21 protein-coding genes are annotated in these 24,009 nt (G+C 71.1%); 15 read left to right on the forward strand and 6 right to left on the reverse strand.

Going from position 1 to position 24,009, the window contains the following annotated elements; all coding sequences use genetic code 11:
- The first annotated feature begins 89 nt into the window (after positions 1–89).
- Together ASE01_RS07485 and lon are read left to right on the forward strand one after the other, a co-directional pair.
- On the forward strand, positions 90–392 hold the full coding sequence (locus ASE01_RS07485) for a chorismate mutase (protein WP_235535901.1): 303 nt from the start codon (positions 90–92) through the stop codon (positions 390–392).
- A 118-nt stretch (positions 393–510) separates the two neighbouring features.
- A complete protein-coding gene (gene lon / locus ASE01_RS07490) occupies positions 511–2,862 on the forward strand; it encodes an endopeptidase La (RefSeq protein WP_056749561.1) in 2,352 nt (783 codons plus the stop codon).
- Positions 2,863–3,006: 144 nt separating this feature from the next.
- Here lon and ASE01_RS07495 read toward each other — a convergent pair whose 3' ends face one another.
- Together ASE01_RS07495 and ASE01_RS07500 are read right to left on the reverse strand one after the other, a co-directional pair.
- Complete coding sequence (locus ASE01_RS07495; protein ID WP_056749562.1) at positions 3,007–4,683, reverse strand: DNA repair helicase XPB; 1,677 nt, start codon at positions 4,681–4,683, stop codon at positions 3,007–3,009.
- 34 nt (positions 4,684–4,717) lie between these two features.
- The gene (locus ASE01_RS07500) at positions 4,718–7,006 is read right to left on the reverse strand and encodes a helicase-associated domain-containing protein (protein ID WP_235535902.1); all 2,289 of its coding nucleotides are present in this window, start codon (positions 7,004–7,006) and stop codon (positions 4,718–4,720) included.
- 33 nt (positions 7,007–7,039) lie between these two features.
- On the opposite strand from ASE01_RS07500, the gene ASE01_RS07505 reads away from it, so the two are divergent.
- Genes ASE01_RS07505 through ASE01_RS25415 form a run of 3 tightly spaced genes read left to right on the forward strand, consistent with a single transcriptional unit; the run spans position 7,040 to position 10,784 of the window.
- Entirely contained in the window at positions 7,040–7,888 is an 849-nt protein-coding gene (locus ASE01_RS07505) for a PP2C family protein-serine/threonine phosphatase (protein ID WP_056749563.1), read from the forward strand.
- Complete coding sequence (locus tag ASE01_RS07510) at positions 7,885–9,555, forward strand: hypothetical protein (RefSeq protein ID WP_056749564.1); 1,671 nt, start codon at positions 7,885–7,887, stop codon at positions 9,553–9,555. The genes ASE01_RS07505 and ASE01_RS07510 overlap by 4 nt, the downstream gene beginning before the upstream one ends.
- Positions 9,556–9,584: 29 nt before the next feature.
- Positions 9,585–10,784 (forward strand): RDD family protein, encoded by a 1,200-nt coding sequence (locus ASE01_RS25415; RefSeq protein WP_082605902.1) that lies wholly within the window; start codon positions 9,585–9,587, stop codon positions 10,782–10,784.
- Positions 10,785–10,793: 9 nt separating this feature from the next.
- Here the strand turns inward: ASE01_RS25415 and ASE01_RS07520 are convergent, their stop codons facing one another.
- Positions 10,794–11,381 (reverse strand): GNAT family N-acetyltransferase, encoded by a 588-nt coding sequence (locus ASE01_RS07520; protein ID WP_056749566.1) that lies wholly within the window; start codon positions 11,379–11,381, stop codon positions 10,794–10,796.
- A 133-nt stretch (positions 11,382–11,514) separates the two neighbouring features.
- Here ASE01_RS07520 and ASE01_RS07525 point away from each other — a divergent pair, with 133 nt between their 5' ends.
- Entirely contained in the window at positions 11,515–11,910 is a 396-nt protein-coding gene (locus ASE01_RS07525; protein ID WP_056749567.1) for a cold-shock protein, read from the forward strand.
- Between the two features lie 26 nt (positions 11,911–11,936).
- Here ASE01_RS07525 and ASE01_RS07530 read toward each other — a convergent pair whose 3' ends face one another.
- Complete coding sequence (locus ASE01_RS07530) at positions 11,937–13,427, reverse strand: MFS transporter (protein WP_235535903.1); 1,491 nt, start codon at positions 13,425–13,427, stop codon at positions 11,937–11,939.
- A 92-nt stretch (positions 13,428–13,519) separates the two neighbouring features.
- On the opposite strand from ASE01_RS07530, the gene ASE01_RS07535 reads away from it, so the two are divergent.
- Complete coding sequence (locus ASE01_RS07535) at positions 13,520–14,314, forward strand: DUF3027 domain-containing protein (protein WP_056750090.1); 795 nt, start codon at positions 13,520–13,522, stop codon at positions 14,312–14,314.
- Between the two features lie 24 nt (positions 14,315–14,338).
- On the opposite strand, the gene ASE01_RS07540 is transcribed toward ASE01_RS07535, so the two are convergent.
- Together ASE01_RS07540 and ASE01_RS07545 are read right to left on the reverse strand one after the other, a co-directional pair.
- Positions 14,339–14,986: a class I SAM-dependent methyltransferase gene (locus tag ASE01_RS07540; protein ID WP_056749569.1), complete on the reverse strand. Its 648-nt coding sequence runs from the start codon at positions 14,984–14,986 to the stop codon at positions 14,339–14,341.
- Between the two features lie 10 nt (positions 14,987–14,996).
- Positions 14,997–15,284 (reverse strand): DUF2530 domain-containing protein, encoded by a 288-nt coding sequence (locus ASE01_RS07545; protein ID WP_235535905.1) that lies wholly within the window; start codon positions 15,282–15,284, stop codon positions 14,997–14,999.
- Positions 15,285–15,342: 58 nt separating this feature from the next.
- On the opposite strand from ASE01_RS07545, the gene ASE01_RS07550 reads away from it, so the two are divergent.
- From ASE01_RS07550 to ASE01_RS07585, 8 genes are all read left to right on the forward strand, one after another.
- Positions 15,343–15,789, forward strand: coding sequence for a MarR family winged helix-turn-helix transcriptional regulator (locus ASE01_RS07550; protein WP_056749570.1), 447 nt, complete (start codon positions 15,343–15,345; stop codon positions 15,787–15,789).
- Positions 15,790–15,873: 84 nt separating this feature from the next.
- Positions 15,874–17,082, forward strand: coding sequence for an MFS transporter (locus tag ASE01_RS07555; protein ID WP_235535906.1), 1,209 nt, complete (start codon positions 15,874–15,876; stop codon positions 17,080–17,082).
- A gap of 232 nt (positions 17,083–17,314) precedes the next feature.
- On the forward strand, positions 17,315–17,689 hold the full coding sequence (rpsL, locus tag ASE01_RS07560; RefSeq protein ID WP_056708632.1) for a 30S ribosomal protein S12: 375 nt from the start codon (positions 17,315–17,317) through the stop codon (positions 17,687–17,689).
- 1 nt (position 17,690) lies between these two features.
- Positions 17,691–18,161 (forward strand): 30S ribosomal protein S7, encoded by a 471-nt coding sequence (gene rpsG, locus ASE01_RS07565; protein WP_056749572.1) that lies wholly within the window; start codon positions 17,691–17,693, stop codon positions 18,159–18,161.
- Positions 18,162–18,298: 137 nt separating this feature from the next.
- On the forward strand, positions 18,299–20,371 hold the full coding sequence (gene fusA / locus ASE01_RS07570) for an elongation factor G (RefSeq protein ID WP_235535936.1): 2,073 nt from the start codon (positions 18,299–18,301) through the stop codon (positions 20,369–20,371).
- 80 nt (positions 20,372–20,451) lie between these two features.
- Positions 20,452–21,645, forward strand: coding sequence for an elongation factor Tu (gene tuf, locus ASE01_RS07575; protein WP_056749574.1), 1,194 nt, complete (start codon positions 20,452–20,454; stop codon positions 21,643–21,645).
- A 91-nt stretch (positions 21,646–21,736) separates the two neighbouring features.
- The gene (trmB, locus tag ASE01_RS07580) at positions 21,737–22,474 is read left to right on the forward strand and encodes a tRNA (guanosine(46)-N7)-methyltransferase TrmB (protein ID WP_056749575.1); all 738 of its coding nucleotides are present in this window, start codon (positions 21,737–21,739) and stop codon (positions 22,472–22,474) included.
- A 207-nt stretch (positions 22,475–22,681) separates the two neighbouring features.
- Positions 22,682–24,007 (forward strand): PhoH family protein, encoded by a 1,326-nt coding sequence (locus ASE01_RS07585; RefSeq protein ID WP_200958777.1) that lies wholly within the window; start codon positions 22,682–22,684, stop codon positions 24,005–24,007.
- Positions 24,008–24,009: the final 2 nt, after the last annotated feature.

A 24,009-nucleotide genomic window follows, 5' to 3' on the forward strand; every position in this document is an offset into this window, starting at 1 on the left:
TGCGCACCGTGTTTCCCGGGCCGTAGGGGCCTTCTCGTCCTTCGGTGGGGGTCGGCGGGTGGCCCGGATCGTAGGGCAGGATGGGCCGCGTGAGTGCTGACGACGCCCGGGCCGAGCTCCACCGACTGCGGTCGAGCATCGACAACCTCGACGCCGCCCTCGTGCACCTGTTGGCCGAGCGGTTCAAGTGCACCGAGCAGGTCGGTCGGCTCAAGGCCCGGTCCGGGATGCCCCCGGCCGACCCGGCTCGCGAGTCCGTCCAGATCGCGCGGCTGCGCTCGATGGCGGAGAGCTCCGGACTGGACCCGCACTTCGCGGAGAAGATCCTCACCGTGATCATCGGCGAGGTCATCCGCAACCACGAGCAGTTCGCCGAGGCCGAGGAGGCCTGAGCCTGCGGGCCGGATCTGGTGCGCGCCCACCCGGGCCCACCGCAAGCGCCATTTCGTTCCCGAGTTCGCCAGCGGCGAACGCCGGAACAGGGCGCTGCCGCCGTGCCTTGAGGAGGGCATGACGAACCCGATCCAGCTTCCGGTGCTCTTCCTCTCCGACGTGGTGGTGCTTCCCGGGATGGTGGTCCGGGTCGAGCTCGACGAGCCCGCCCGTGCCGCCATCGACGCCGCCCAGGCGGCGGCCCGCGAGTCCGACGAATCCAGTGAGCCCGGCGGTGTCGCCCGCGTCCTGCTCGCCCCGCGCCTCGAGGACCGCTACGCGTCGTACGGCGTCGTGGCCACGGTCGAGAAGGTCGGCCGGTTCGCCGGCGGCGAGCCGGCAGCGGTCCTGAAGGCCGACGTGCGTGCCCGCATCGGCAGTGGTGTCTCCGGCCCCGGCGCAGCCCTGTGGGTCGAGGTCGAGGAGGTCGAGGCAGGCGTGGTCGACGACGACGTGCGGGCCCTGGCCGAGGAGTACCGCCAGCTCGTGGTCGGTCTCCTGCACCGGCGCGAGGCCTGGCAGGTCGCCGACACGGTGACCCGCATCGAGGACCCGGCGGCGCTGTCCGACACCGCCGGCTACGCGCCCTACCTCTCCGACGACCGCAAGCGCGAGCTGTTGGAGACGCCCGAGGTGGGCGACCGCCTGCGTCTGCTCGTGGAGTGGACCCGCGACTTCGTCGCCGAGTCCGAGGTCAGCGAGAAGATCGAGACCGATGTCCGGGAGTCGCTGGAGAAGTCCCAGCGGGAGTTCCTCCTCCGCCAGCAGCTCAGCGCGATCCGCAAGGAGCTCGGTGAGGGGCAGGAGGACGGCGACGACCACCGGTCCCGGATCGAGGCCGCCGACGTGCCCGACCACGTCCGCGAGGCGCTGCTGCGCGAGCTCGACAAGCTGGAACGCTCCAGCGACCAGAACCCCGAGGCCGGGTGGATCCGCACCTGGCTCGACACGGTGCTCGACCTGCCCTGGTCGGTGCGCACCGAGGACGACACCGACATCGTGGCCGCCCGTGCCGTGCTCGACGCCGATCACCACGGCCTCGACGAGGTGAAGGACCGGATCACGGAGTACCTCGCCGTCCGCGCACGTCGCGCCGAGCGCGGACTCGACGTCGTCGGCGGGCGTGGTTCCGGCGCGGTCGTCCTGCTCGCCGGACCTCCCGGTGTCGGCAAGACCTCGCTCGGCGAGTCCGTCGCCACGGCGCTGGGACGCTCGTTCGTCCGCGTCGCGCTCGGTGGCGTGCGCGACGAGGCCGAGATCCGCGGTCACCGCCGGACGTACGTCGGCGCGCTGCCCGGCCGCATCGTGCGGGCCATCAAGGAGGCCGGTTCGATGAACCCGGTCGTGCTGCTCGATGAGGTCGACAAGGTCGGTGCCGACTACCGCGGCGACCCGGCCGCGGCGCTGCTCGAGGTCCTGGACCCTGCGCAGAACCACACCTTCCGCGACCACTACCTCGATCTCGACCTCGACCTGTCCGACGTCCTGTTCATCGCCACGGCCAACGACATCGGGGCCATCCCCGCGGCCCTGCTGGACCGGATGGAGCTCGTCTCGATCGACGGCTACACCGAGGAGGACAAGGTCGCGATCGCCCGCAACTTCCTCGTCCCGCGCCAGCTGGAGCGAGCCGCCCTCACCCCCGACGAGGTGAGCATCAGCGACGAGGCCCTGCGCGAGATCGCCGCCAACTACACCCGCGAGGCCGGCGTACGTCAGGTCGAGCGGCTGCTGGCGAAGGCCTTCCGCAAGGCCACGGCACGCCTGGCCTCCGGCGAGGTCGACCGGGTCGACATCGGGGTGGACGGCCTGATCGACCTGATCGGCCGCCCGCGCTTCACGCCGGACCTCGAGGAGCGCACGTCCGTCCCCGGTGTCGCCACCGGCCTCGCCGTGACGGGGATGGGTGGGGACGTCCTGTACGTCGAGACGTCGTCCGCCGAGGGTGAGACCGGTCTGACCGTGACCGGACAGCTCGGCGACGTGATGAAGGAATCAGCGCGGATCGCGCTGTCGTGGGTGCGCTCGCACGCGGACGAGCTCGGCATCCCGGCCAGCGCCTTCGAGCAGTCGCTGCACGTGCACTTCCCCGCCGGCGCCGTACCCAAGGACGGGCCGTCGGCCGGTGTCACCATGGTGACCGCCCTCGTCTCGCTGCTGACCGGTCGCCCGGTGCGCTCCGACATCGCGATGACCGGGGAGGTCACGCTGTCGGGTCGGGTGCTGCCGATCGGCGGGGTCAAGCAGAAGCTGCTCGCCGCCCAGCGGGCCGGTGTCGCCGAGGTGTTCATCCCCGAGCGCAACCGTCCCGACCTCGACGACGTCCCGGCCGAGATCCTGGAGTCGCTGACCGTGACGCCCGTCGGTGTGGTGACCGAGATCCTCGAGCGTGCGTTGGTGGTGGCGCAGGAACAGGTCGTCGCGGCCTGATCGGGGCGGGGTGGGGCAGTTTCACCGCTTAGGTGGTGAAACTGCCGAACCTGGCACAGAAAACTGCCTCTGAGCACACGGAGTTTCATGTGCTCAGAGGCAGTTTCACCGCTTAGGCGGTGAAACTGCCACCCACCCGCCCACTCACACCTGATCCGCCGACGGCGTCGACCCCAGATCCTCCGCATCGATGATCCGGTACGCATAGCCCTGCTCGGCCAGGAAGCGCTGTCGGTTCTGGGCGAACTCCGCGTCGACGGTGTCGCGCGAGACGATCGTGTAGAAGTGCGCGACCTTGCGCTCCCCGTCAGGGCCGGGCTCCCCGGGGCGCAGCAGGCGCCCGAGTCGCTGGGCCTCCTCCTGGCGGGACCCGAACGAGCCGGACACCTGGATCGCGACCTCGGCCGAGGGCAGGTCGATGGAGAAGTTCGCGACCTTCGAGACGACCAGCAGCCCGATCTCGCCGGACCGGAACCCCTCGAAGAGACGTTGGCGTTCCTTGACCGGGGTCTGCCCGGTGATGACGGGGGCGTCGAGTGCGGTGGCCAGCTCGTCGAGCTGTTCGAGGTACTGCCCGATGACGAGCGTCGGCTGGCCCGCGTGCTTGGCGACGAGCTCGCGGACGACGCCCAGCTTCTCGGGGGTGCAGGCGGCGAGCCGGTACCTCTCCTCCGGCTCGGCGGTCGCGTAGACCATGCGTGAGACGTGGGGCAGCGACACCCGCACCTCGATGCAGTCCGCCGGCGCGATCCAGCCCTGGGCCTCGATGTCCTTCCAGGGGGCGTCGTACCTCTTCGGTCCGATGAGGGAGAAGACGTCGCCCTCGCGGCCGTCCTCGCGCACGAGCGTGGCGGTGAGGCCGAGCCGGCGACGGGCCTGGAGGTCGGCGGTCATCCGGAAGATCGGTGCGGGCAGCAGGTGGACCTCGTCGTACACGATCAGGCCCCAGTCGCGGGCGTCGAACAGCTCGAGGTGCGGGTAGACGCCCTTCCGCTTCGTCGTGACGACCTGGTACGTCGCGATGGTGACCGGTCGGATCTCCTTCACGGTCCCGGAGTACTCGCCGATCTCCTCCGCAGTGAGGGAGGTACGACGGATCAGCTCGTCCTTCCACTGCCGGGCGCTGACGGTGTTGGTCACCAGGATCAGGGTGGTCGCCTGGGCCTCGGCCATGGCGGCGGCGCCGACGATGGTCTTGCCGGCGCCACAGGGGAGTACGACGACGCCGGACCCGCCGTGCCAGAAGGACTCCGCCGCCTCCGCCTGGTAGCTGCGCAACGTCCAGCCGTCCTGGGCCAACGCGATCGCGTGGGCCTCCCCGTCGACGTACCCGGCGTAGTCCTCGGCAGGCCAGCCGATCTTGAGCAGCGCCTGCTTCAGGTTGCCGCGCTCGGAGGCGTGGACGACGACCGTGTCGGGGTCGAGGCGCGCGCCGAGCATGCCGGCGACCTTCTTCGCGCGCAGCACCTCCTCCAGCACCGGGCGGTCGGTCGAGGTCAGCACCAGGCCGTGGGTCGGGTGCTTCTCCAGACGGAGCCGGCCGAAGCGCGACATCGTCTCCGCGACGTCGACGAGCAACGCGTGCGGAACCGGGTAGCGCGAGTAGGTCAGCAACGTGTCCACGACCTGCTCGGCGTCGTGGCCGGCAGCCCGTGCGTTCCACAGGCCCAGCGGCGTCAACCGGTAGGTGTGGATGTGTTCGGGGGAGCGCTCCAGCTCCGCGAAGGGAGCGATGGCCTTGCGGCACTCCGCTGCCAGCTCGTGATCGACCTCCAGCAGCAGCGACTTGTCCGACTGCACGATCAGGGGTCCGTCACTCACCGCACGATTCTAGGTGGTGGTGCCGCAGCCGCCCTCATCCCACGGGTACGACGCGACTGATCCGGTGCACGGCGTAGCGCCGCTCGGCGTCGGGGTCGTCGTCCGCAGCGTCCTCGTCGCGGGCGAGGAGCTGCCCGCCCTCGACGACCAGCGGACGGACCGTACGCTCCGCGACGACACCCTGGTTGTCGGTGAAACCGATGATGACCGCGCCCCGTCGCTCGACGGCCTCGCGCAGGGCGGAGAGCACGCCGCCACCCGGCGCGGACGCCGACGCCGGGCGCGACCGGGCCTCCTCGTCGCCCTCCCGGACACTGCGCACCGCCGAGGTCACGTGGGCCGCGTGCCGGGCCGCCGCTCGGGCCGCATCGGCTGCTTCGCGGGTCCGCGGGGTGCGTGCCCGGAGTCCGTCGACGGCGCCGACTCGCACCACACCGTCGGGACCCTCGACGACGGGCGCGGCGCCGATCTCACGCAGCCGCGGCAGGAGGACCTCGATCGGGACCGAGGAGATCAGCACCGTCGGCGCGATCCGCTGCAGGCCCAGCGTCGAGGCGCGCTGGTGGTTGAGCAGCCCGACCAGTGCGGCCTCGTCGTCGGAGCGGATGAAGGCCGCCGCGGCGCCGACCCGGAGCCGTCCGAAGCTGCGGGCGACGTCCTCCACGAGGTAGGTCAGCGGTTGGGGCACGGGCGTCCTGGACGCGGCCAGGACGAACGCGTGGATCTCGGCGACCGTCCAGCCGGCGTCGAGCGCGCGCCGGACCGAGCCGGCCGTGAAGCGGTAGACGGTCGCGGCGCCATGCGACTCCACGTCGGCCACCTGCTCCAGGCGCCGGGCCAGGTCGGGCTCCAGCGGTCCGGGCGCCACTGCGGTCAGGTCGGCCTGGAGCAGCACGTGGTCGACGGGTGGCGGCAGGAGCGCGGCCAGCACGGGGGTCGGGTCCTCCCCGGCGACGAGCGCACGCGCGTAGGGAGCGAGGACGTCGGCGCCGACCAGACCCAGGACGGCGGCCTCGGCGACCGCCCAGGCCACCAGGTCCGGACGGGTCCGGGGGCGGCGCGGCCGCTCCCACGCGATCCGGGCGACCAGCGAGGGCAGCCCGGTGCCGGCCGCCAGTCCTTCGCCGTCGGGGAGGCCGGCGAGGAGCTCCAGGACCATGGTCTTGGCCTCGGGCATGCCGGAGGCGGACAGCTCGGGCGTCAGCACGTTCCACGGCTTCTGGTCCGGGCCCCGCTCGCCGACGAGGGACGGCAGCCGCGGGCTCGCGAGCCAGGCCCGGGCCAGGACCGTCCACTGCTCGGCGACCGGGCGGTCGCGCCACCGGTCGAACTCGTCGGTGGGCACCCACACCGGGTTGCCGTCCGCGTCGGCCCGGGTCGCGGCCAGCCCGGCCTCGGAGGCGACCTCGATGACGAGCGCAGCCTCCTGCTCGCTGATGCCGAGGTGGGCCGCGGTGGCCTTGAGCTCACGCACGCCCAGACCGGTCGTTCGCAGGGCGCTGGCCGGCCGGGTGCCCCACCACTCGAGCAGCAGCCCGGTGCGTCGTACGACGTCGGTCGCCGCACCCACGGACGCGCTGCTCGTCAACCGGGCCGGTCGGGGTGCGGTGGCGAGGGCGGGCGGTTCGTCCACCGGGTGCACGGTGGTCCTCCCGGAGCGCAGCGCCAGGCCGACCTCGCCGGGGACCACCAGCAGACCCGGCTGGAGGGATCCGGCCGGCACCAGCAGGCGGTGGGCGATCAGGAGCTCGGCGGGCGTCTCGGCGTCCTCGACCCGCAGGCCGACCCGGGCCGAGCCGGACTTCGCCGACCCGCCACCGTCGATGACGTGGTCGAGCAGGGCGCGGGCGGCAGGCGTCAGCGTCTCGATCACGGCGAGCAGCTCGGTGGCCGGCCGGGGGTGCGGGGAGCGGGGACGCAGCCCGCTGACGCCTGCCTCGACCCCGCCGATGAGGCAGTCGCCGACGATGCTCAGCGGGCGCAGTCCCTCGGGCGACTCCCAGGCGAGCGCGAGGTCGAGCAGGCGGCGTAGGGTCGCGACCACGTGGTCCGCCGGGGCGTGGACCATCGTCACGAGTTCCGATTCGGTGGTTTGGCCGGCGACGACGAGGGCATCGAGTACCGAAAGTTCGCCTCGGGTGAGGCCGTCGAGCGCACGAGCGATCGAGTTCCTCACCGCGGCGCGGGACGCCAGTTGACCGAAGTCGTGAGGGGCAGGGGTGGCCAGGTCCAGACGTTGCGAGAGCAGACGTTCGATCCGCTCGTCGGGCCACGACCGCAACTGGTCGGCCAACGACCGGTGCCCGGACGGTCCTGCTCCCACGACGCCCAAACTACCGGCGCAGGCCATGACCGCATGAACGACGTCCAGCAGGTCGAGCTGCACCATGGCGCAGCGACCGACGTCGGGAGGGTCCGCGAGGCGAACGAGGACGCCTATCTCGCCGACCCGCCGGTCTTCGTCGTCGCCGACGGCATGGGCGGTCACGACCGCGGCGACGTCGCCAGCCGGATCGTGGTGGAGGAGTTCGCCCGCCTCGCTGTCGACGGGTACGACGCCCAGCGCGGTGCCGAGGCAGTGGCCGCCACCCTGCAGGCCGTCCAGGACCGGATCCTGGCCTTTGACGCCGAGCAGCGCGCCGGGGGAGCCGATGACAGCTTCTCCGCCGGGACCACCGCCGTCGTCGCGCTGCTGGTCGGCTCCGAGTCGGGCCCGGTCTGGCTGCTGGCCAACGTGGGGGACTCGCGCGCCTACCGGTTCTCCGACGGCGAGCTCGAGCAGGTCTCCGTCGACCACAGCGTCGTGCAGGAGCTCGTCGACTCCGGACAGATCACCGCCGCGGCGGCCGCGGTCCACCCGAGCCGCAACGTGATCACCCGCGCCCTCGGAGGATCGGCGTTGCCGGGCGGGGTGAGCGGCGAAGCCGACTACTTCCTCCTGCCCCTCGCCGCGGCCGAGCGACTCCTGCTCTGCTCCGACGGCGTGAGTGGCATGCTCGACCACGAGCAGATCCGCTCGATCCTGGACCTCTGGGAGGACCCGCGCGACGCCGCGGACCAGGTCGTGGCTGCTGCCGTCGAGGCGGGCGGGCACGACAACGCGACCGCCGTCGTGGTGGATGTGGTGGGATTGGTCCATTCAGAGCCGCACGACTCAGCCGCTTCGCGGATGAGTCTGGAGCAGAAGTTGGGGGCACTCCCATGAGCGAGAACGCCACGGGCGCAGAAGCCGCCTGGTCCTATCGCACCGGCGCGTGGTTCGCCGTGTTCGGAACGAACGCGACGGTTCTCCTGCCCGCCTCGCAGAAGGACCAGGTCATCGGGATCTGGGGCCTGGTCGACGGTGGTGCCGGGTTCGACGAGGTGCTCGACGGGCTGCTCGCCTCCGGTCTCAGCCGGCTTCCCGGCTTCGTGCTGGTCAGTTCCGGCGAGGCCGCCACGCGCGTGCTGCTGCGCGGCGAGGATGTCCACGCGACGCTCACCGCCGACGGCGCGGACGTCGTCCTGGACGGCGCGGCCAGTCACACGTGGGTCGAGCGGACCGTCGAGCGGGTCACCGCACTGACCGTCACCGTGCCTGCCGAGGACGGCGTCGAGGCGAGCACCGCGGACCTTCCGGTCGCCACCGGACTGGTACGCGTCGGTCGCATCGACCGGCCCGCCGTCCTCCCGGTCGCGGCGCCGGCTGCCGCAGCCGAGGTGCCCGCGCCCCCAGCCATGGTCGAGGAGCCCGAGGTCGCCGACCTGCCGGTGGTCGAGGAGAGCCCCGTCCCGGACGAGAGCTCCGCCCTGGACGAGGTGCCGGCCCTGCCCCCGCCCGGTGTCCCGATCGTCGGCGGTGCCCACCTGGCCGCCGACCCGTTGACCCTGCCGATCGCGCTGGCCAATCACACGCCTGACGCGCTCGACGGGCCCGTCGAGGAGCCCGCGGAGGAGCTCGCGGAGGAGCTGGTCGAGGAGCCCGTCGAGGAGCCCTCGCCGTTCGACGAGGGCCCCGCGACCGAGCTGATGGACCAGGTCGACGCCGACCTCCTCGACGACACCGCCAACGAGCCGATCGCCGCGGTCGACCCGTTGAGCGACCCGCTGCCCGAGCAACCCGCCCAGCCCGACCAGCCCGCCCCGGACGGCTGGGTCACCCCGTGGGACTCGCCCCCGGTCGAGCCCCCGGTCGAGCCCGCGGTGGAGGCCGACGAGGACCAGATGGATGCCCTCGTCGACCCCGACACCCCTGCCGTCCCGTCGGCGCCGCTGCCCCCGATGGGGGGAGAGACCGAGATCGCTCCCGCAGGCTGGGTGCCGCCCCCGCCGCCCGGGGCGTCCCCGTCCAGCGATGCGCCGCCGCTCCCGATCGGCTCCTGGGAGCCCATCGGCGGCGCGGTTCCGCCGCCGCCGGGAGCCCAGGAGGCGGCGCCGTTCGACGCCGACCACGACGGTCAGACCGTGTCCGGCGCCAGCGCTGCCGCCGCCGCGCCGATGCCCGGGATCCCGGGACAGCCGCCGGCGCCGGCGATCACTCAGCCCGTCGCCAAGCTCCTGATCTCCGACGGCCAGACGATCGTCGTCGACCGCGCGGTGCTGATCGGTCGCGCCCCCGAGGCGCGCCGCTTCACCTCGACCGAGCAGCCGACCCTCGTGACCGTGCCCAGCCGTCTGCACGAGATCTCCTCGACGCACGTCGAGGTGCGTCCCGGCACCGGAGCCGACCACGGTTCTGCGGTCGTCACGGACATGGGCTCGACCAACGGCACCGTCCTGGTCCAGCCGGGCCTCGGTCCGGAGGACCTCAAGCCCGGGATCGCCGTGCAGCTGATCCCCGGCGCGATCGTCAACCTCGGTGACGGCGTCACCATCCAGGTCACCCGGCCCTGACGGGCCACCGCTACTCGGAGCGCCTGCCCATGACCCTCGCACCACCGCCGACGGCGGAGCCGGTGATGTTCCCGCCGGCCGAGCTCGACCGCCGTTTCTCGGCGTTCGTGATCGACCGCCTGATCGGGTGGGGGGTCTCGGCCGCCGTCGGCTACGCCGTGTGGCGCTTTGTCGACACGAGCGTCGCCACCGCCATCCTCAGCGGGGTCGGGTGCGCCGTCCTGCTCGGCCTGGTGAACGCGGTCCTCATCGGCACGACCGGCCTGACGCCCGGCAAGGCGGCGGTGGGCCTGCGCGTCGTACGACGCCCGGACGGTCGACCGATCGGGGTCCTTCCGGCGATCGGGCGCACGATCGTGCTCGGGGTGGCCGGACTGCCCACCATCGGAATGGGGCTGGCGACGCTGGCCTGGACGGCGGCCGCCGACCCCAGCCGGCAGCGTCTGGGCCTGCACGACAAGTTCGGCGAGGCCGTCGTGATCGACGTGCGACCGGTACCGGTCAGTGCCACCGACGACGACGACGACGCCCGCCCGCAGCAGATCGTGAACCTGACCGCGCTGCGGTTGATGCCGGTGCCCGTCGTGGATCCGGCCCAACCGCCCGTGCCCATCCCGACACCGGTCCCGAACCGGCCGGCACCCGCTCCCGCTCCCGCGCCGGCCCCCGTCCCGCCGTCGAATCCGCCGTCGAGCCCGCCGCCGGTCCGGGCGCCCGCGCCGATCCCGGCACCGGCCCAGCCCCCGGCCCAGCCCCCGGCCCAGCCCCCGGCGCCCGTCCCGGTCGCATCGGCGGCTTCGCCGCGTCCCCTGGACGAGCAGACCCGGGTCCGCGGGGCCGATCCGGTGGCCCTGCCCCCCGTTGCGCCGACCCCACCGACCCCGCCGCCGGCGCCGGTGGTGCGCTGGCGGGTCGCCTTCGACACCGGCGAGGCGTTCGCCGTCGAGGGCCTGGCCGTCGTGGGCCGTCGTCCCGAGCCCCGTCCCGAGGAGCCCGTGCGCCACGTCGTCCCCCTGCGCAGCTCGGACATGTCGTTGTCCAAGACCCACGCGCAGTTCCAGGTCGCTCCCGACGGTGCGCTGGTCGTGATGGACCGGGGCTCGACCAACGGGTCCTACGTCATCCGGGGCGGCCTGTCGAAGGCGCTGGTGCCCGGTCGGCCCAGCACCCTGCTGGCCGGCGACGAGGTGCGCTTCGGTGACCGCACCATGCGCGTCGAGCGCGGCTGAGGCCGTCCCTCAGGCTTGCGACCACTCGCTGCGCAGCAGCCCGTAGACCGACGTGTCGCTCCAGCTGCCGTCGCGGTCGGGGTAGTCCTGGCGGGTGTGGGCCTCGTGCCTCATGCCGAGCCGCTCGCACAACCGTGCCGACGCCAGGTTGCGCGGGTCCAGCTGGGCCACGAGCCTGTGCAGCGGGTAGTGCGTGAAGGCCAGGTCCACCAGCGCCCGGGCCGCCTCGGTCGCGAATCCCCGGCCGGCGTGCTCGGGGGCGAAGACCCAGCCCAGCTCGGCGATCGAGGGGAGGTCGTCGGGGCCGTGCTGGGCGGTGAACCGCAGCATCAGGTCGCCGACCAGCACGCCCTCGTGCTCGACCGCTAGGGTCAGGTGCTCGCCCACCGCCTGGGGTGCGGTCCCGCCGACCAGACGCTCCATCCGGTGGGTCAGGCCGTCCTGGTCCAGTGCCGCGAACGGGAGGTAGCGCGTGACCTCGGGATCACTGCAGTACCTGCCGATCGCGTCCCGGTCACCCGGCACGACCGTGCGCAGCAGGAGGCGTTCGGTGGCCACGGGGAGGAGGGGCGGCGGCAGTGTCGGCTCGGAACCCATGGCCTGAGACTAGGACGCATCCGGGGGCCGGGCGAAAGTGCTTTCGGTACGGTCGAACCGATGTCCTACGATGTGCCGTCGCGCGCCACAACGGTGCGCGAGTGCTGACGAGCAGACGAGGAAGGTCGAGTCCGTGCCGACTGGCAAGGTGAAGTGGTACGACACGGAGAAGGGCTTCGGCTTCCTCTCCCAGACCGACGGTCCGGACGTCTACGTCCGCTCCGACGCGCTGCCCGAGGGCGTCGCCACGCTCAAGGCCGGCACCAAGGTCGAGTTCGGCATCGCCCAGGGTCGCCGCGGCGACCAGGCGCTGCAGGTCAAGCTCATCGACGCGCCCGCCTCCGTCTCCCGCAACCAGCAGCAGGCCAAGCGCAAGACGCCGGAGGAGATGGTCCCGATCGTCGAGGACCTGATCCGTCTGCTCGACGGCGTCGGCGAGGCCTACCGCCACGGACGTCACCCCGACCGTCGTGCGGCCCAGCCGGTCGCCAAGGTCCTGCGCGCGCTGGCCGACGAGCTCGAGCTCTGAACAACGGCGCCAGCGCGCCGCAGCTGCTACTGCGTGACGGTGGCGACGGGTTCGGGCGCGTCGTCGCGCCGCCGCCGGGTCGGCGCTGAGCGCAGCACGAAGACCGCCCAGCTGCCCAGCAGGACGGCGGCGAAGGCGAGCCCGAAGTCGTTGACGGCGGGGTAGGACAGGATCACCCCGAGGAAGCCGCCGATCACCCAGGCGAGCTGCAGGGTGGTGTCCCCCTTGGCGAACGCACTCGCGTGCGACCGCACCGGCACGCCGGTCTGGATCGTGGAGTCGAGGGAGACCTTGGCGAGGTACTGCATCAGGCCGACGGTCAGGCCCAGCACGACCAGCAGGAACAGGCCGTAGAACAGGGTCGCGAACACCAGCGCCACGATGTCGGCCAGCAGCGCCACCACGACCATCACGGCCGGGTTGATCTTGCGCGCGACCGACGCCACGACGATCCCGATCGTGTTGCCGAGACCGGCCGCACCGATCACGAGGCCGACGAGCAGGGTCGACTTGGTCTTCGTCTCCCAGCCGTCGAGCGGCTCGGTCGCCAGCACGAACGTCATGAACATGGTGAGGAAGCCCGACAGCAGGCGCGGACCGCAGTTGGCGCGGAGTGCGAAGGCGACGCGCGGCGGGAGTCCGGTGCCGCGACGGGCGCCGGTCGCCGTGACGCGCGGGGCGTCGATCGACTCCTCGCCGGTCGAGGAGTCGACCTGGCTGGGCAGGAGGATCGCGGCGACGGTGCCGACGATGAAGACGAGGAAGGCGTAGCGGCAGGCCCACTCGGGTCCGATCCAGTACGCCGCCCCGGCGAGCGGTGCCGAGGCACACGCCCCGACCACGCCGGCGAGGGCGACGCGACCGTTGGCCTTCACCAGGGTGATCTCGTGGGGGAGCAGGCGAGGCACGGCCGAGGCCTTCGCGACGCCGTAGGCCTTGCCGGAGACCAGGACACCCAGCGCCGCGACGTAGAACCAGGGCGAGCCGCTCGCGAGCGTGCCGGCCAGGACCCAGCACAGGAAGGCCCGGAAGGCGAAGGTCGCGCCGATCGCCCAGCGGCGACCGTGGCTGAAGCGGTCGAGGAAGGGACCGATCAGCGGTGCCACGATGGCGAAGGGCACCATCGTCAGGCCGAGGAACAGCAGCACCGGGCCACGCTGGCCGCTGGTCGCGCCGGCGAAGAACACCGTGCCGGCGAGAGCGATGGCGAAGGCGGAGTCACCGGCGGCGTTGAACGCGTGCAGCTCGATCAGTCGCTTGAGCCCCGACCGCTCGGCGCCCTGGGCGCCCGCGGCCTTGCGCGCCGTCCGCACCGTCGAGCGGCTCGCCCGGCCCGTGACCCGGGCGACGCCCTTCACGCCACGAGCGGCCGCGCGGGCTGCACGCACCGAGCCGGCCTCGCCGTGCACCTCGTTCGCGGGTGCGCCCGGAGGCGGCGGCGGAGGCGGCGGGTGGCCGGCGGCGTCGGGCCGCGGGTGGTCACCGGGTGCGCGGGGGCCTGCTCCGTCGGTGCTCACGTCCCTATCTTGCCCGTCGGGGCCGACGACACACGTCCGGAGGCCCCTCAGGACGCCCGCGATTCGGCCCCGAGGTGACGATCGTCGCCGGAATGGTGAATGCTGTGCCCGTGTCCACCCTCGAGCGCAAGCTGACTGACGCCGTCACGGCCGACGCCGTCGACGATGCCCGCACCGCTCTGCTCGACGAGGTCGGCGCCAACGACGTGGGCGACTACCTCGGCCACGAGATCGACGGCCTGCGTGTCGTGACGCACCACTTCGACTGCGCCCGCAAGGGTTACCGCGGCTGGCAGTGGGCGGTCACCCTGACCCGGGCCTCGCGTCAGCGCAAGGTCACCGTCGTCGAGGTCGTGCTGCTGCCCGGCGACGAGGCGATCATCGCTCCCGCCTGGGTTCCCTACCGCGAGCGCCTGCAGCCCGGCGACATGTCGCCCGGCGACCTGCTGCCGGTCGACGACGACGACGCCCGCCTCGTCCCGACGTACTCCTTCGGTGACGACCCGCTCGACACCGACGAGAAGACCCAGGTCCGCGAGGTCGCCAAGGACCTCGGCCTGGGCCGGGTCCGCACGCTCTCGCCCGAGGGTCGCGACCGCGCCGCCGAGCGCTGGTACGACGGCGACGCCGGCCCCGAGGCCGCGATCGCCAAGTCGGCGCCCCACTCCTGCCACTCGTGCGGCTTCCTCGTTCGCCTCGCGGGGCCGCTCTCCGAGATGTTCGGTGTGTGCGCCAACGGCGACGCGAACGACGACGCCAGGGTCGTCGCCCACCAGCACGGCTGCGGCGCGCACTCGGAGGTGCGGCTGACCAAGCGTCAGCAGGCCCAGCCGCCCGCGCCGCCGGTCATCGACACGATCTCGCTCGACGACCTCGAAGTCTTCTAGCTCGACCGGCGCTGGTGGGGCGGGTCAGCTCGCGGCCAGGATCCACACGGCGTACTCGTCGTCGACCGGGCGCAGGTCGTAGCCGCCGAACCGGTGCACGATGCCCAGCCCTGCCGCAGTGGCGTCGGTGACGAACTCCTCGGGCGGGTAGGAGCGGGCGGTCGCGGGTCCGCCGGAGAGGTGGAAGCCGGCCAGGATCCGGCCACCGGGCGCGAGCAGCGAACCGAGCCGTGCGAGCACGGCGACCTCGGTGCCCTCGGCGAGGAAGGTCAGCACGTTGCCGACGCACACGACCAGGTCGAACTCGCCGGGCCCACCGGCGGCGGTGAGCGCCTCCGAGGTCAGGGCGAGGATCTCGAGCGGGACCACGGTGAGCTCCGGGTACGTCGCGCGCGCCTGCTCGACGAGCGCGAGGTCGGGCTCGGCGGCGACGACCTGGTGGCCGGAGGCCTGCAGGTGGGCACCGACCCGGCCCATCCCGGCACCGGCGTCGAGGATCCGGGCGTCGCGACCGACGAGGGTGTCGGCCAGTCGGGCCTCCCCGACGACGTCGTCGCCGCGCTCGATCATCTCGGCGAACCGGGCGCCGTAGCCGACGGTCTTCGGTCCGCTCAGCGCCCAGCGGGTGGGCGGCAGGTCGCTCGCCGGGACGGCGGGGTCCACCGGACTCATCGGAGCGGGCTCATTCCTCGTGGGTGCGCTCGGCGCGGATCTGGCGCCGCCGCTTGCAGTGCTCCATGCCGAGCAGCCCGAGGCCGACGCCCGTCAGGCACATCCACAGCAGCCAGGTCCGGTCCTCCTCCTCGAGCCGGCCGTAGAACGGCAGCAGCGCGAGGAAGGCGAGCGCGAACAGCGCCGTGCCGACCTGCACGGTCCGCACGCCGTCGACGTCGAGTGGCTCGACGGGAGCGATGAGATAGGTCCGACGGCCGAACTCGTGCTGGGTCGGCTGATCGTCGCGGAGTTCCACGCACCGATCCTACCGCTCGCGGGAATACTTACCTCGGGTAATGACTTAGGCTAAGGACATGAGCCAGGACCTGCACGTACGGACGAACGCGGGGCTCGCGACCGAGCTGCGCTTCTCGGTGATGCGCCTGCGTCGCCGGCTGGTGCGCGAGCGCCACCCCGCCAACGACCTGAGCCTGCCCGCGATGGCCGTCCTCTGGGGCCTGCACCGGTTGGGGGAGGCCTCGATCGGGACGCTGGCCTCGCGCGAGCAGGTCCAGCCGCCCAGCATGACCCGCACCGTCAACGGCCTGGCGGAGTCCGGCCTCGTCGTGCGCGAGTCCCATCCCGACGACGGTCGGCAGGTGGTCGTCCGCCTCACCGACGCCGGCCGGACGGTGGTCCAGGCCGACGCAGCCCGCCGCGACAAGTGGCTCTCGCGGCGACTCGAGGAGCTCTCGCCCGACGAGCGCGACGTCCTGCGCCGAGCCGCACCGATCCTGCAGCGCCTGGCCGCTGCCGACTGACCCACGACCGAAGGAGCCCCCACGAGTCCCCGATTCCGATCCCTGGCCCACCCGAACTACCGCCTGTACTTCGCCGGCAGCATCGTGTCCAACACCGGCACCTGGATGCAGCGCGTCGCCCAGGACTGGCTGGTCCTGACCATCCCCGGCAACGGGGGAGCGGCGCTCGGCATCACCACCGGCCTGCAGTTCCTGCCCGTCCTCCTGCTCTCGCCGTACGCCGGCGTGGTGGCCGACCGCTTCGACAAGCGGCGCCTGCTGCAGGTCACCCAGACCGTCATGGCCCTCTCCGCGCTGGTGCTCGGTGTCATCGCCGCGCTCGGGGTGGCCCAGACCTGGCACGTCTACCTGCTCGCCTTCGTGTTCGGCCTCGGTGCGGCGTTCGACGCCCCCGCGCGCCAGGCATTCGTCTCCGAGCTGGTCGGCGCCGACGACGTCGTGAACGCCGTCAGCCTCAACTCGGCCGCCTTCAACACCGCTCGCCTGGTCGGCCCCGGCCTCGCCGGACTGCTGATCGGCCTCGGCGGCGGAGGGATGCGGGCGACCGGCTGGGTGATCCTCGTCAACGCCGTGTCCTACCTCGCGGTCATCGGACAGCTGCGCCGGATGGATCCCGACACGCTCCATTCGCCGCGGCTGACGGCGCGCACCCCCGGGATGCTGCGGGCGGGCCTGGCCTACGTGCGTGGCCAACCGAAGATGCTGATGATCCTCGTGATGGTCTTCTTCGTCGGCACCTTCGGGATGAACTTCCAGATCACCTCCGCCCTGATGGCGACCGAGGAGTTCGGCAAGGGCGCGACCGAGTACGGCGTGCTCGGCTCCGTGCTCGCGATCGGTTCGCTGGCCGGTGCGCTCGTCGCTGCCGGACGCACCCGGGTCCGGTTGCGCCTCGCCTTCGGGGCGGCGATCTGCTTCGGGGTCCTCGAGATCGTGGCGGGCCTGGCGCCGTCGTACCCCGTGTTCGTGCTGCTGTGCCCGCTCCTCGGCTTCTCGGTGATCACCGTGATGAACTCCTGCAACGCGATGCTGCAGATCGAGTCGGACCCGGCCATGCGCGGGCGCGTGATGGCGATCTACATGACCATCGTGATGGGCGGTACGCCGCTCGGCGCGCCCCTGATCGGGTGGATCGGCGAGCAGTGGGGTGCCCGGTGGACACTCGTGGTCGGCGGGGCGCTCGTGCTGGTCGGCGTGGCCCTCGCGGTGCTGGTGCGGGCACTGGTCGAGGAGCGTCGCGGGGAGTCCTCGGGGCCGCGTGCGGGATCGGAACGGGTTCTCCACGTCGGCTGAGCCGATTTCAGGCGGGATTCCGCATTTTGACCCTGCATGGAGCGGCCGGTAATCTCGATTCTTGTGTCTGGGGAGACCCGACACGTCGAGCATGCCCGGAACCATTCTCCGGACCCTGAGTCCTGATCCGGTGCCCCACGAGGGGTGGCACGTCCGGCACTACAGCAGTGAGCAACATCCCGAGCCCGGCAGGTTGCCGAGCCGTGTGAGTAACAGGAAAGGGAACCACCAGGTGCCCACCATCAATCAGTTGGTCCGCAAGGGCCGCCAGGACAAGGTGTCCAAGAGCAAGACGCCTGCCCTGAAGGGTTCGCCCCAGCGTCGCGGTGTCTGCACCCGCGTCTACACCACCACCCCGAAGAAGCCGAACTCCGCCCTGCGCAAGGTCGCTCGCGTGCGCCTGTCCAGTGGCGTCGAGGTCACCGCCTACATCCCGGGTGAGGGTCACAACCTGCAGGAGCACTCCATCGTGCTCGTCCGTGGCGGTCGTGTGAAGGACCTCCCCGGTGTTCGTTACAAGGTCATCCGCGGCGCTCTGGACACCCAGGCCGTGAAGAACCGTAAGCAGGCTCGCAGCCGCTACGGTGCCAAGAAGGAGAAGAGCTGACATGCCGCGCAAGGGCCCCGCTCCGAAGCGCCCCATCGACATGGACCCGGTCTACGGATCCCAGCTGGTCAGCCAGCTCGTGTCGAAGGTGCTGCAGGATGGCAAGAAGCAGGTTGCGCAGCGCATCGTCTACTCCGCGCTCGAAGGCACCCGTGAGAAGACCGGCACCGACCCGGTGATCACCCTCAAGCGCGCGCTGGACAACATCCGGCCCGCCATCGAGGTCAAGTCCCGCCGCGTCGGTGGCGCGACCTACCAGGTCCCGATCGAGGTCAAGGGCACGCGTGGCACCACGCTCGCGCTGCGCTGGCTCGTCGGCTACGCCTCGGACCGTCGCGAGAAGACGATGGCCGAGCGCCTCCAGAACGAGCTCCTCGACGCTGCCAACGGCCTCGGTGCCGCGGTGAAGAAGCGCGAGGACACCCACAAGATGGCCGAGTCGAACAAGGCCTTCGCCCACTACCGCTGGTGATCTCGTCGGGGCGGGCTCCGCACTGCGCGGTTGCCCGCTCCGGCTCCACCGGTTCCATCCCCAATACCTAAGGAACGCTGACTCACGTGGCAGTCGACATCACGACGGACCTCAACGCCGTCCGCAACATCGGCATCATGGCGCACATCGACGCCGGCAAGACCACCACCACCGAGCGCATCCTGTTCTACACCGGCATCACGTACAAGATCGGTGAAGTCCACGATGGCGGCGCCACGATGGACTGGATGGAGCAGGAGCAGGAGCGCGGCATCACGATCACGTCGGCCGCGACGACCTGCTGGTGGAAGAAGCACCAGATCAACATCATCGACACCCCCGGACACGTCGACTTCACGGTCGAGGTCGAGCGCTCGCTGCGCGTCCTCGACGGTGCCGTCGCGGTGTTCGACGGCGTGGCCGGCGTCGAGCCGCAGACCATGACCGTGTGGCGCCAGGCCAACAAGTACTCCGTGCCGCGCATGTGCTTCGTCAACAAGCTCGACCGGACCGGCGCCGACTTCTACCGCGTCGTCGACTCCATCGTCGCCAAGCTCAACTCCACCCCGCTGGTGCTCCAGCTCCCGATCGGCGCCGAGGGTGACTTCATCGGCATCGTCGACCTGGTCGAGATGAACGCCAAGGTGTGGCGTGGCGAGACCGAGCAGGGCGAGGACTACGTCGTCGAGGAGATTCCCGCGGACATGGCCGACAAGGCCGCCGAGTACCGCGAGAAGTTCGTCGAGACCCTCGCCGAGGCCGACGACGAGATCATGGAGGTCTACCTCGAGGACGGCGACGTCTTCGACGTGCCGACCCTCAAGGCCGCCATCCGTCGCGCGACCCTGGCCGACAAGGTCAACCCGATCCTCACCGGCACCGCGTTCAAGAACAAGGGCGTGCAGCCCCTGCTCGACGCGATCGTCGACTACCTCCCCTCGCCGCTCGACGTGGACGGCATCGTCGGCCACAAGCCGAACTCCGAGGAGACCCCCGAGAACGAGATCGTCCGCAAGCCGTCGTCCGAGGAGCCCCTCGCCGCGCTTGCGTTCAAGATCGCCGCTGACCCGCACCTCGGCAAGCTGACCTTCGTCCGCGTCTACTCGGGCAAGCTCGAGGCCGGTGGCACCGTGCTCAACACGAGCAACGGCCGCAAGGAGCGGATCGGCAAGGTCTACCAGATGCACGCCAACAAGCGTGAGGAGATCGCCTCGGTCGGTGCTGGCCAGATCGTGGCCGTCATGGGCCTCAAGGACACCCGCACCGGTCACACCCTCTCGGACTCGTCCAAGCAGGTCGTGCTCGAGTCGATGACCTTCCCGGCGCCCGTGATCTCGGTGGCCATCGAGCCGAAGACCAAGGCTGACCAGGAGAAGCTCGGCGTCGCCATCGGGCGTCTCGCCGAGGAGGACCCGACCTTCGTCGTCAAGACCGACGAGGAGACCGGCCAGACCATCATCTCCGGCATGGGCGAGCTCCACCTGGAGATCCTCGTGGACCGCATGAAGCGCGAGTTCAAGGTCGAGGCCACCGTCGGCAAGCCGCAGGTCGCCTACCGCGAGACCATCCGCGCGGCCGTCATGAACCACAGCTACACCCACAAGAAGCAGACCGGTGGGTCGGGCCAGTTCGCGAAGGTCGTCATCTCCCTCGAGCCGAACATCGACCCGGAGACCGGCCTCGGCGCAGGCTACGAGTTCGCCAACAACGTCTCGGGTGGACGCGTTCCCCGCGAGTACATCCCGTCCGTCGACAACGGCGGCCAGGAGGCCATGGAGTTCGGCGTCCTCGCCGGCTACCCGATGGTCGACGTGAAGTTCTCCCTCGAGGACGGCGCCTACCACGACGTCGACTCGTCCGAGCTCGCGTTCAAGATCGCCGGCATCCAGTCGTTCAAGGAGGCCGCTCGCAAGGCGAAGCCGTGCCTGCTCGAGCCGATGTTCGCCGTCGAGGTCACCACCCCCGAGGGCTTCCTCGGTACGGTGATCGGAGACATCAACAGCCGTCGCGGCCAGATCCGTGCACAGGAGGAGCGTCACGGCGACATCGTCGTGGCAGCCCTCGTGCCGCTGTCCGAGATGTTCGGGTACGTTGGTGACCTGAGGTCCAAGACCTCTGGCCAGGCTTCGTACTCGATGGAGTTTGACTCGTACGCCGAGGTTCCCACGAACATCGCCGACGAGATCATCAAGAAGGTTCGTGGCGAGTAGTCTTCCGACTGCTTTCCGCCGCCCTCGGCGCACCACCCAACCCAGTACGAGTCAAGTAACAATCCCAGGAGGAGCCAGCAATGGCTAAGGCCAAGTTCGAGCGGACCAAGCCGCACGTCAACATCGGCACCATCGGTCACATCGACCACGGCAAGACCACGCTGACCGCGGCGATCTCGAAGGTCCTGCACGACAAGTACCCCAACCTCAACGAGGCCTCGGCGTTCGACCAGATCGACAAGGCCCCCGAAGAGCGTCAGCGCGGTATCACGATCTCGATCGCGCACATCGAGTACCAGACCGAGGCGCGCCACTACGCGCACGTCGACTGCCCCGGTCACGCGGACTACATCAAGAACATGATCACCGGTGCTGCGCAGATGGACGGCGCGATCCTGGTGGTTGCCGCGACCGACGGTCCGATGCCGCAGACCCGCGAGCACGTGCTGCTCGCCCGCCAGGTCGGCGTGCCGGCCCTGGTCGTGGCGCTCAACAAGTGCGACATGGTCGACGACGAGGAGCTCATCGAGCTCGTCGAGATGGAGGTGCGCGAGCTCCTCTCCGAGTACGACTACCCGGGCGACGACATCCCGGTCGTCCGCGTTGCCGCCTTCCCGGCGCTGCAGGGCGACGAGAAGTGGGGCAACTCGGTTCTCGAGCTGCTCGACGCCGTTGACGAGAGCATCCCGCAGCCCGAGCGTGAGGTCGACAAGCCGTTCCTCATGCCCGTCGAGGACGTCTTCACGATCACCGGTCGTGGAACCGTCATCACCGGTCGTATCGAGCGCGGCATCGTCAAGGTCAACGAGGAGGTCGAGATCATCGGCATCCGCGAGACCTCGCTCAAGTCGACGGTCACCGGTGTCGAGATGTTCCGCAAGCTCCTCGACGAGGGCCAGGCTGGCGAGAACGTCGGTCTGCTCCTGCGTGGAACCAAGCGCGAGGACGTCGAGCGCGGCATGGTCGTCGTGAAGCCGGGCACCACCACCCCGCACACGAACTTCGACGCCTCGGTCTACATCCTGTCGAAGGAGGAGGGCGGCCGTCACACGCCGTTCTTCAACAACTACCGCCCGCAGTTCTACTTCCGTACGACCGACGTCACCGGCGTCGTCACCCTCCCCGAGGGCACGGAGATGGTCATGCCGGGCGACAACACGGACATGGCCGTTGAGCTGATCCAGCCCATCGCCATGGACGAGGGTCTGAAGTTCGCGATCCGTGAGGGTGGCCGCACCGTCGGCGCCGGCCGGGTCACCAAGATCACCAAGTGATCTGACCTGCTTCATCGGGTAGCCCCGCAGCCTTCGGGCCGCGGGGCTTCCTGCTTTTTGGGTCGACGCGATCCGTCGGGAGAATGGCCGGGTGAACGACCAGCAGCACGAGGGTGTCCGCCCCGCACGCCCCCACCAGAACCTCAACGACGACGGTCGCACGGTGCGTGAGGTGCTGACCTACGCCCGTCGGGGCAGCCGGTTGAACACCCCGCGCCAGCAGCGCGGCTGGGAGGCGTACGCCGAGCAGTGGGTCATCCCCGACGAGGCGGTCGACGCCCCCGGGTTCGCGTGGGCCGACTGGTTCGGCCGGGAGGCACCGATGGTGGTCGAGATCGGCGGCGGGGTCGGTGAGGCCACCGCAGCCCTGGCCGCTGCGCGGCCCGAGGTCAACGTGCTGTCGCTGGAGGTCTGGGTGCCGGGCGTCGCAGAGGGCATGTGGCGCGTCGGTGAGGCCGGTGCGACCAACGTGCGCTTCTGCAGCGTGGACGCGGTCTGGACCCTCGAGCACCTCGTCGCCGAGCAGGCCCTCGCCGAGCTCTGGACCTTCTTCCCCGACCCGTGGCACAAGACCCGCCACCACAAGCGGCGCCTGGTCAACGAGGAGAACGCCCGCCTGATCGCCTCCCGGCTCGCGCCGGGCGCGGCGTGGCGCCTCGCGACCGACTGGGAGCACTACGCGGAGCAGATCGTCGAGGTGCTCGACGCCGAGCCCCTGCTCGAGGGGGGAGCGGTCGAGCGCTGGGCGGAGCGGCCGGTCACCAAGTTCGAGCGCAAGGGCCTGGCCAAGGACCGCACCATCGCCGACCTGCTGTACCGCCGCGTGTGACGGCAATGTGAAGTTCACACACGCGTTCGGGCGTGTCCTCCTTCCGAGACCCCGGGGAGGCGTACTTTCCGATCAGTGGCAGGTGGGGAAGCCGGCCACATCGGGAGGCCCGACGTGATGCAGTCGCGAATGAGCACCCCGGTCCACTACTCCAAGGGATAGGGCCGGGCGGCCCCTTGGGGCGCGTGCGGTCCGGTGAGGTGAATCGTGTCGAACACCAAGGACCAGCCCAGCACGCAGCGTCGTACCTACGTCCTGGACACCAGCGTGCTCCTGGCCGATCCCGGGGCTCTGCGGCGCTTCGCCGAGCACGAGGTCGTCCTGCCGGTGGTCGTGATCACCGAGCTCGAGGCCAAGCGGCACCACCCGGAGCTCGGCTACTTCGCCCGCAGTGCGCTGCGCGCGCTGGACGAGATGCGGGTCAGCCACGGCCGCCTCGACACCCCCGTGCCCGTCGGGGACGAGGGCGGCAGCGTCCGCGTCGAGCTGAACCACACCGACGCATCCTCGCTGCCCTCCGGCTTCCGTCTGGGCGACAACGACACCCGGATCCTGGCCGTGGCACGCAACCTGGCCGACGAGATGCACGACGTCACGCTGGTGTCCAAGGACCTCCCGATGCGGATCAAGGCCTCCGCCGTCGGACTCGCGGCCGAGGACTACCGCGGTGAGTCCATCAGCGACTCCGACACCGGCTACTCCGGGATGACCGAGATCGACGTCTCCGCGGACCACCTGGACGAGCTGTACGACGACGGCACGCTCGACCTCGCCGAGGCCCGCGACCTGCCCTGTCACACGGGCCTGGTGATGCTGTCCGAGCGCGGTACGGGGCTGGGCCGGGTCGGACCGGACAAGCAGGTCCACCTGGTGCGGGGTGACCGGGAGGCGTTCGGCATCCACGGACGCAGCGCCGAGCAGCGGATCGCGCTCGAGCTGCTCCTCGACCCCGAGGTCGGCATCGTCTCCCTCGGCGGGCGCGCGGGCACCGGCAAGTCGGCCCTCGCCCTGTGTGCCGGCCTCGAAGCCGTCATGGAGCGTCAGCAGCACAAGAAGGTCGTCGTCTTCCGGCCCCTGTTCGCCGTCGGTGGCCAAGAGCTCGGCTACCTCCCCGGCTCGGAGTCGGAGAAGATGTCGCCCTGGGGACAGGCCGTCTTCGACACCCTCGGCGCCCTGACCTCGCGCGAGGTGGTCGAGGAGATCCTCGCCCGGGGCATGCTGGAGGTCCTGCCGCTCACCCACATCCGGGGACGCTCGCTCCACGACTCGTTCGTGATCGTCGACGAGGCCCAGTCCCTCGAGCGCAACGTCCTGCTGACCGTGCTCTCCCGCATCGGCGCCAACTCCAAGGTCGTGCTCACCCACGACGTGGCCCAGCGCGACAACCTGCGCGTCGGCCGCCACGACGGCGTGGTCGCGGTCGTCGAGAAGCTCAAGGGGCACCCGCTGTTCGCTCACGTCACCCTCACCCGGTCCGAGCGCTCGCCCATCGCGGCGCTGGTGACCGAGATGCTGGAGAGCGTCGTCGTGTGAGG

The sequence above is a fragment of the Nocardioides sp. Root190 genome, assembly GCF_001428565.1.
GTDB lineage: Bacteria > Actinomycetota > Actinomycetes > Propionibacteriales > Nocardioidaceae > Nocardioides.

Bases quoted from the DNA above. Each gene is read 5' to 3' on its own strand.
- ASE01_RS07550 (WP_056749570.1), top strand. From the start codon at position 15,343: ATGAGCCAGGACCTGCACGTACGGACGAACGCGGGGCTCGCGACCGAG.
- ASE01_RS07520 (WP_056749566.1), bottom strand. From the start codon at position 11,381: ATGGGTTCCGAGCCGACACTGCCGCCGCCCCTCCTCCCCGTGGCCACC.
- ASE01_RS07510 (WP_056749564.1), top strand. From the start codon at position 7,885: ATGAGCGAGAACGCCACGGGCGCAGAAGCCGCCTGGTCCTATCGCACC.
- ASE01_RS07535 (WP_056750090.1), top strand. From the start codon at position 13,520: ATGGTGAATGCTGTGCCCGTGTCCACCCTCGAGCGCAAGCTGACTGAC.
- ASE01_RS25415 (WP_082605902.1), top strand. From the start codon at position 9,585: ATGACCCTCGCACCACCGCCGACGGCGGAGCCGGTGATGTTCCCGCCG.
- lon (WP_056749561.1), top strand. From the start codon at position 511: ATGACGAACCCGATCCAGCTTCCGGTGCTCTTCCTCTCCGACGTGGTG.
- ASE01_RS07505 (WP_056749563.1), top strand. From the start codon at position 7,040: ATGAACGACGTCCAGCAGGTCGAGCTGCACCATGGCGCAGCGACCGAC.
- tuf (WP_056749574.1), top strand. From the start codon at position 20,452: ATGGCTAAGGCCAAGTTCGAGCGGACCAAGCCGCACGTCAACATCGGC.
- ASE01_RS07540 (WP_056749569.1), bottom strand. From the start codon at position 14,986: ATGAGTCCGGTGGACCCCGCCGTCCCGGCGAGCGACCTGCCGCCCACC.
- fusA (WP_235535936.1), top strand. From the start codon at position 18,299: ATGGCGCACATCGACGCCGGCAAGACCACCACCACCGAGCGCATCCTG.
- rpsG (WP_056749572.1), top strand. From the start codon at position 17,691: ATGCCGCGCAAGGGCCCCGCTCCGAAGCGCCCCATCGACATGGACCCG.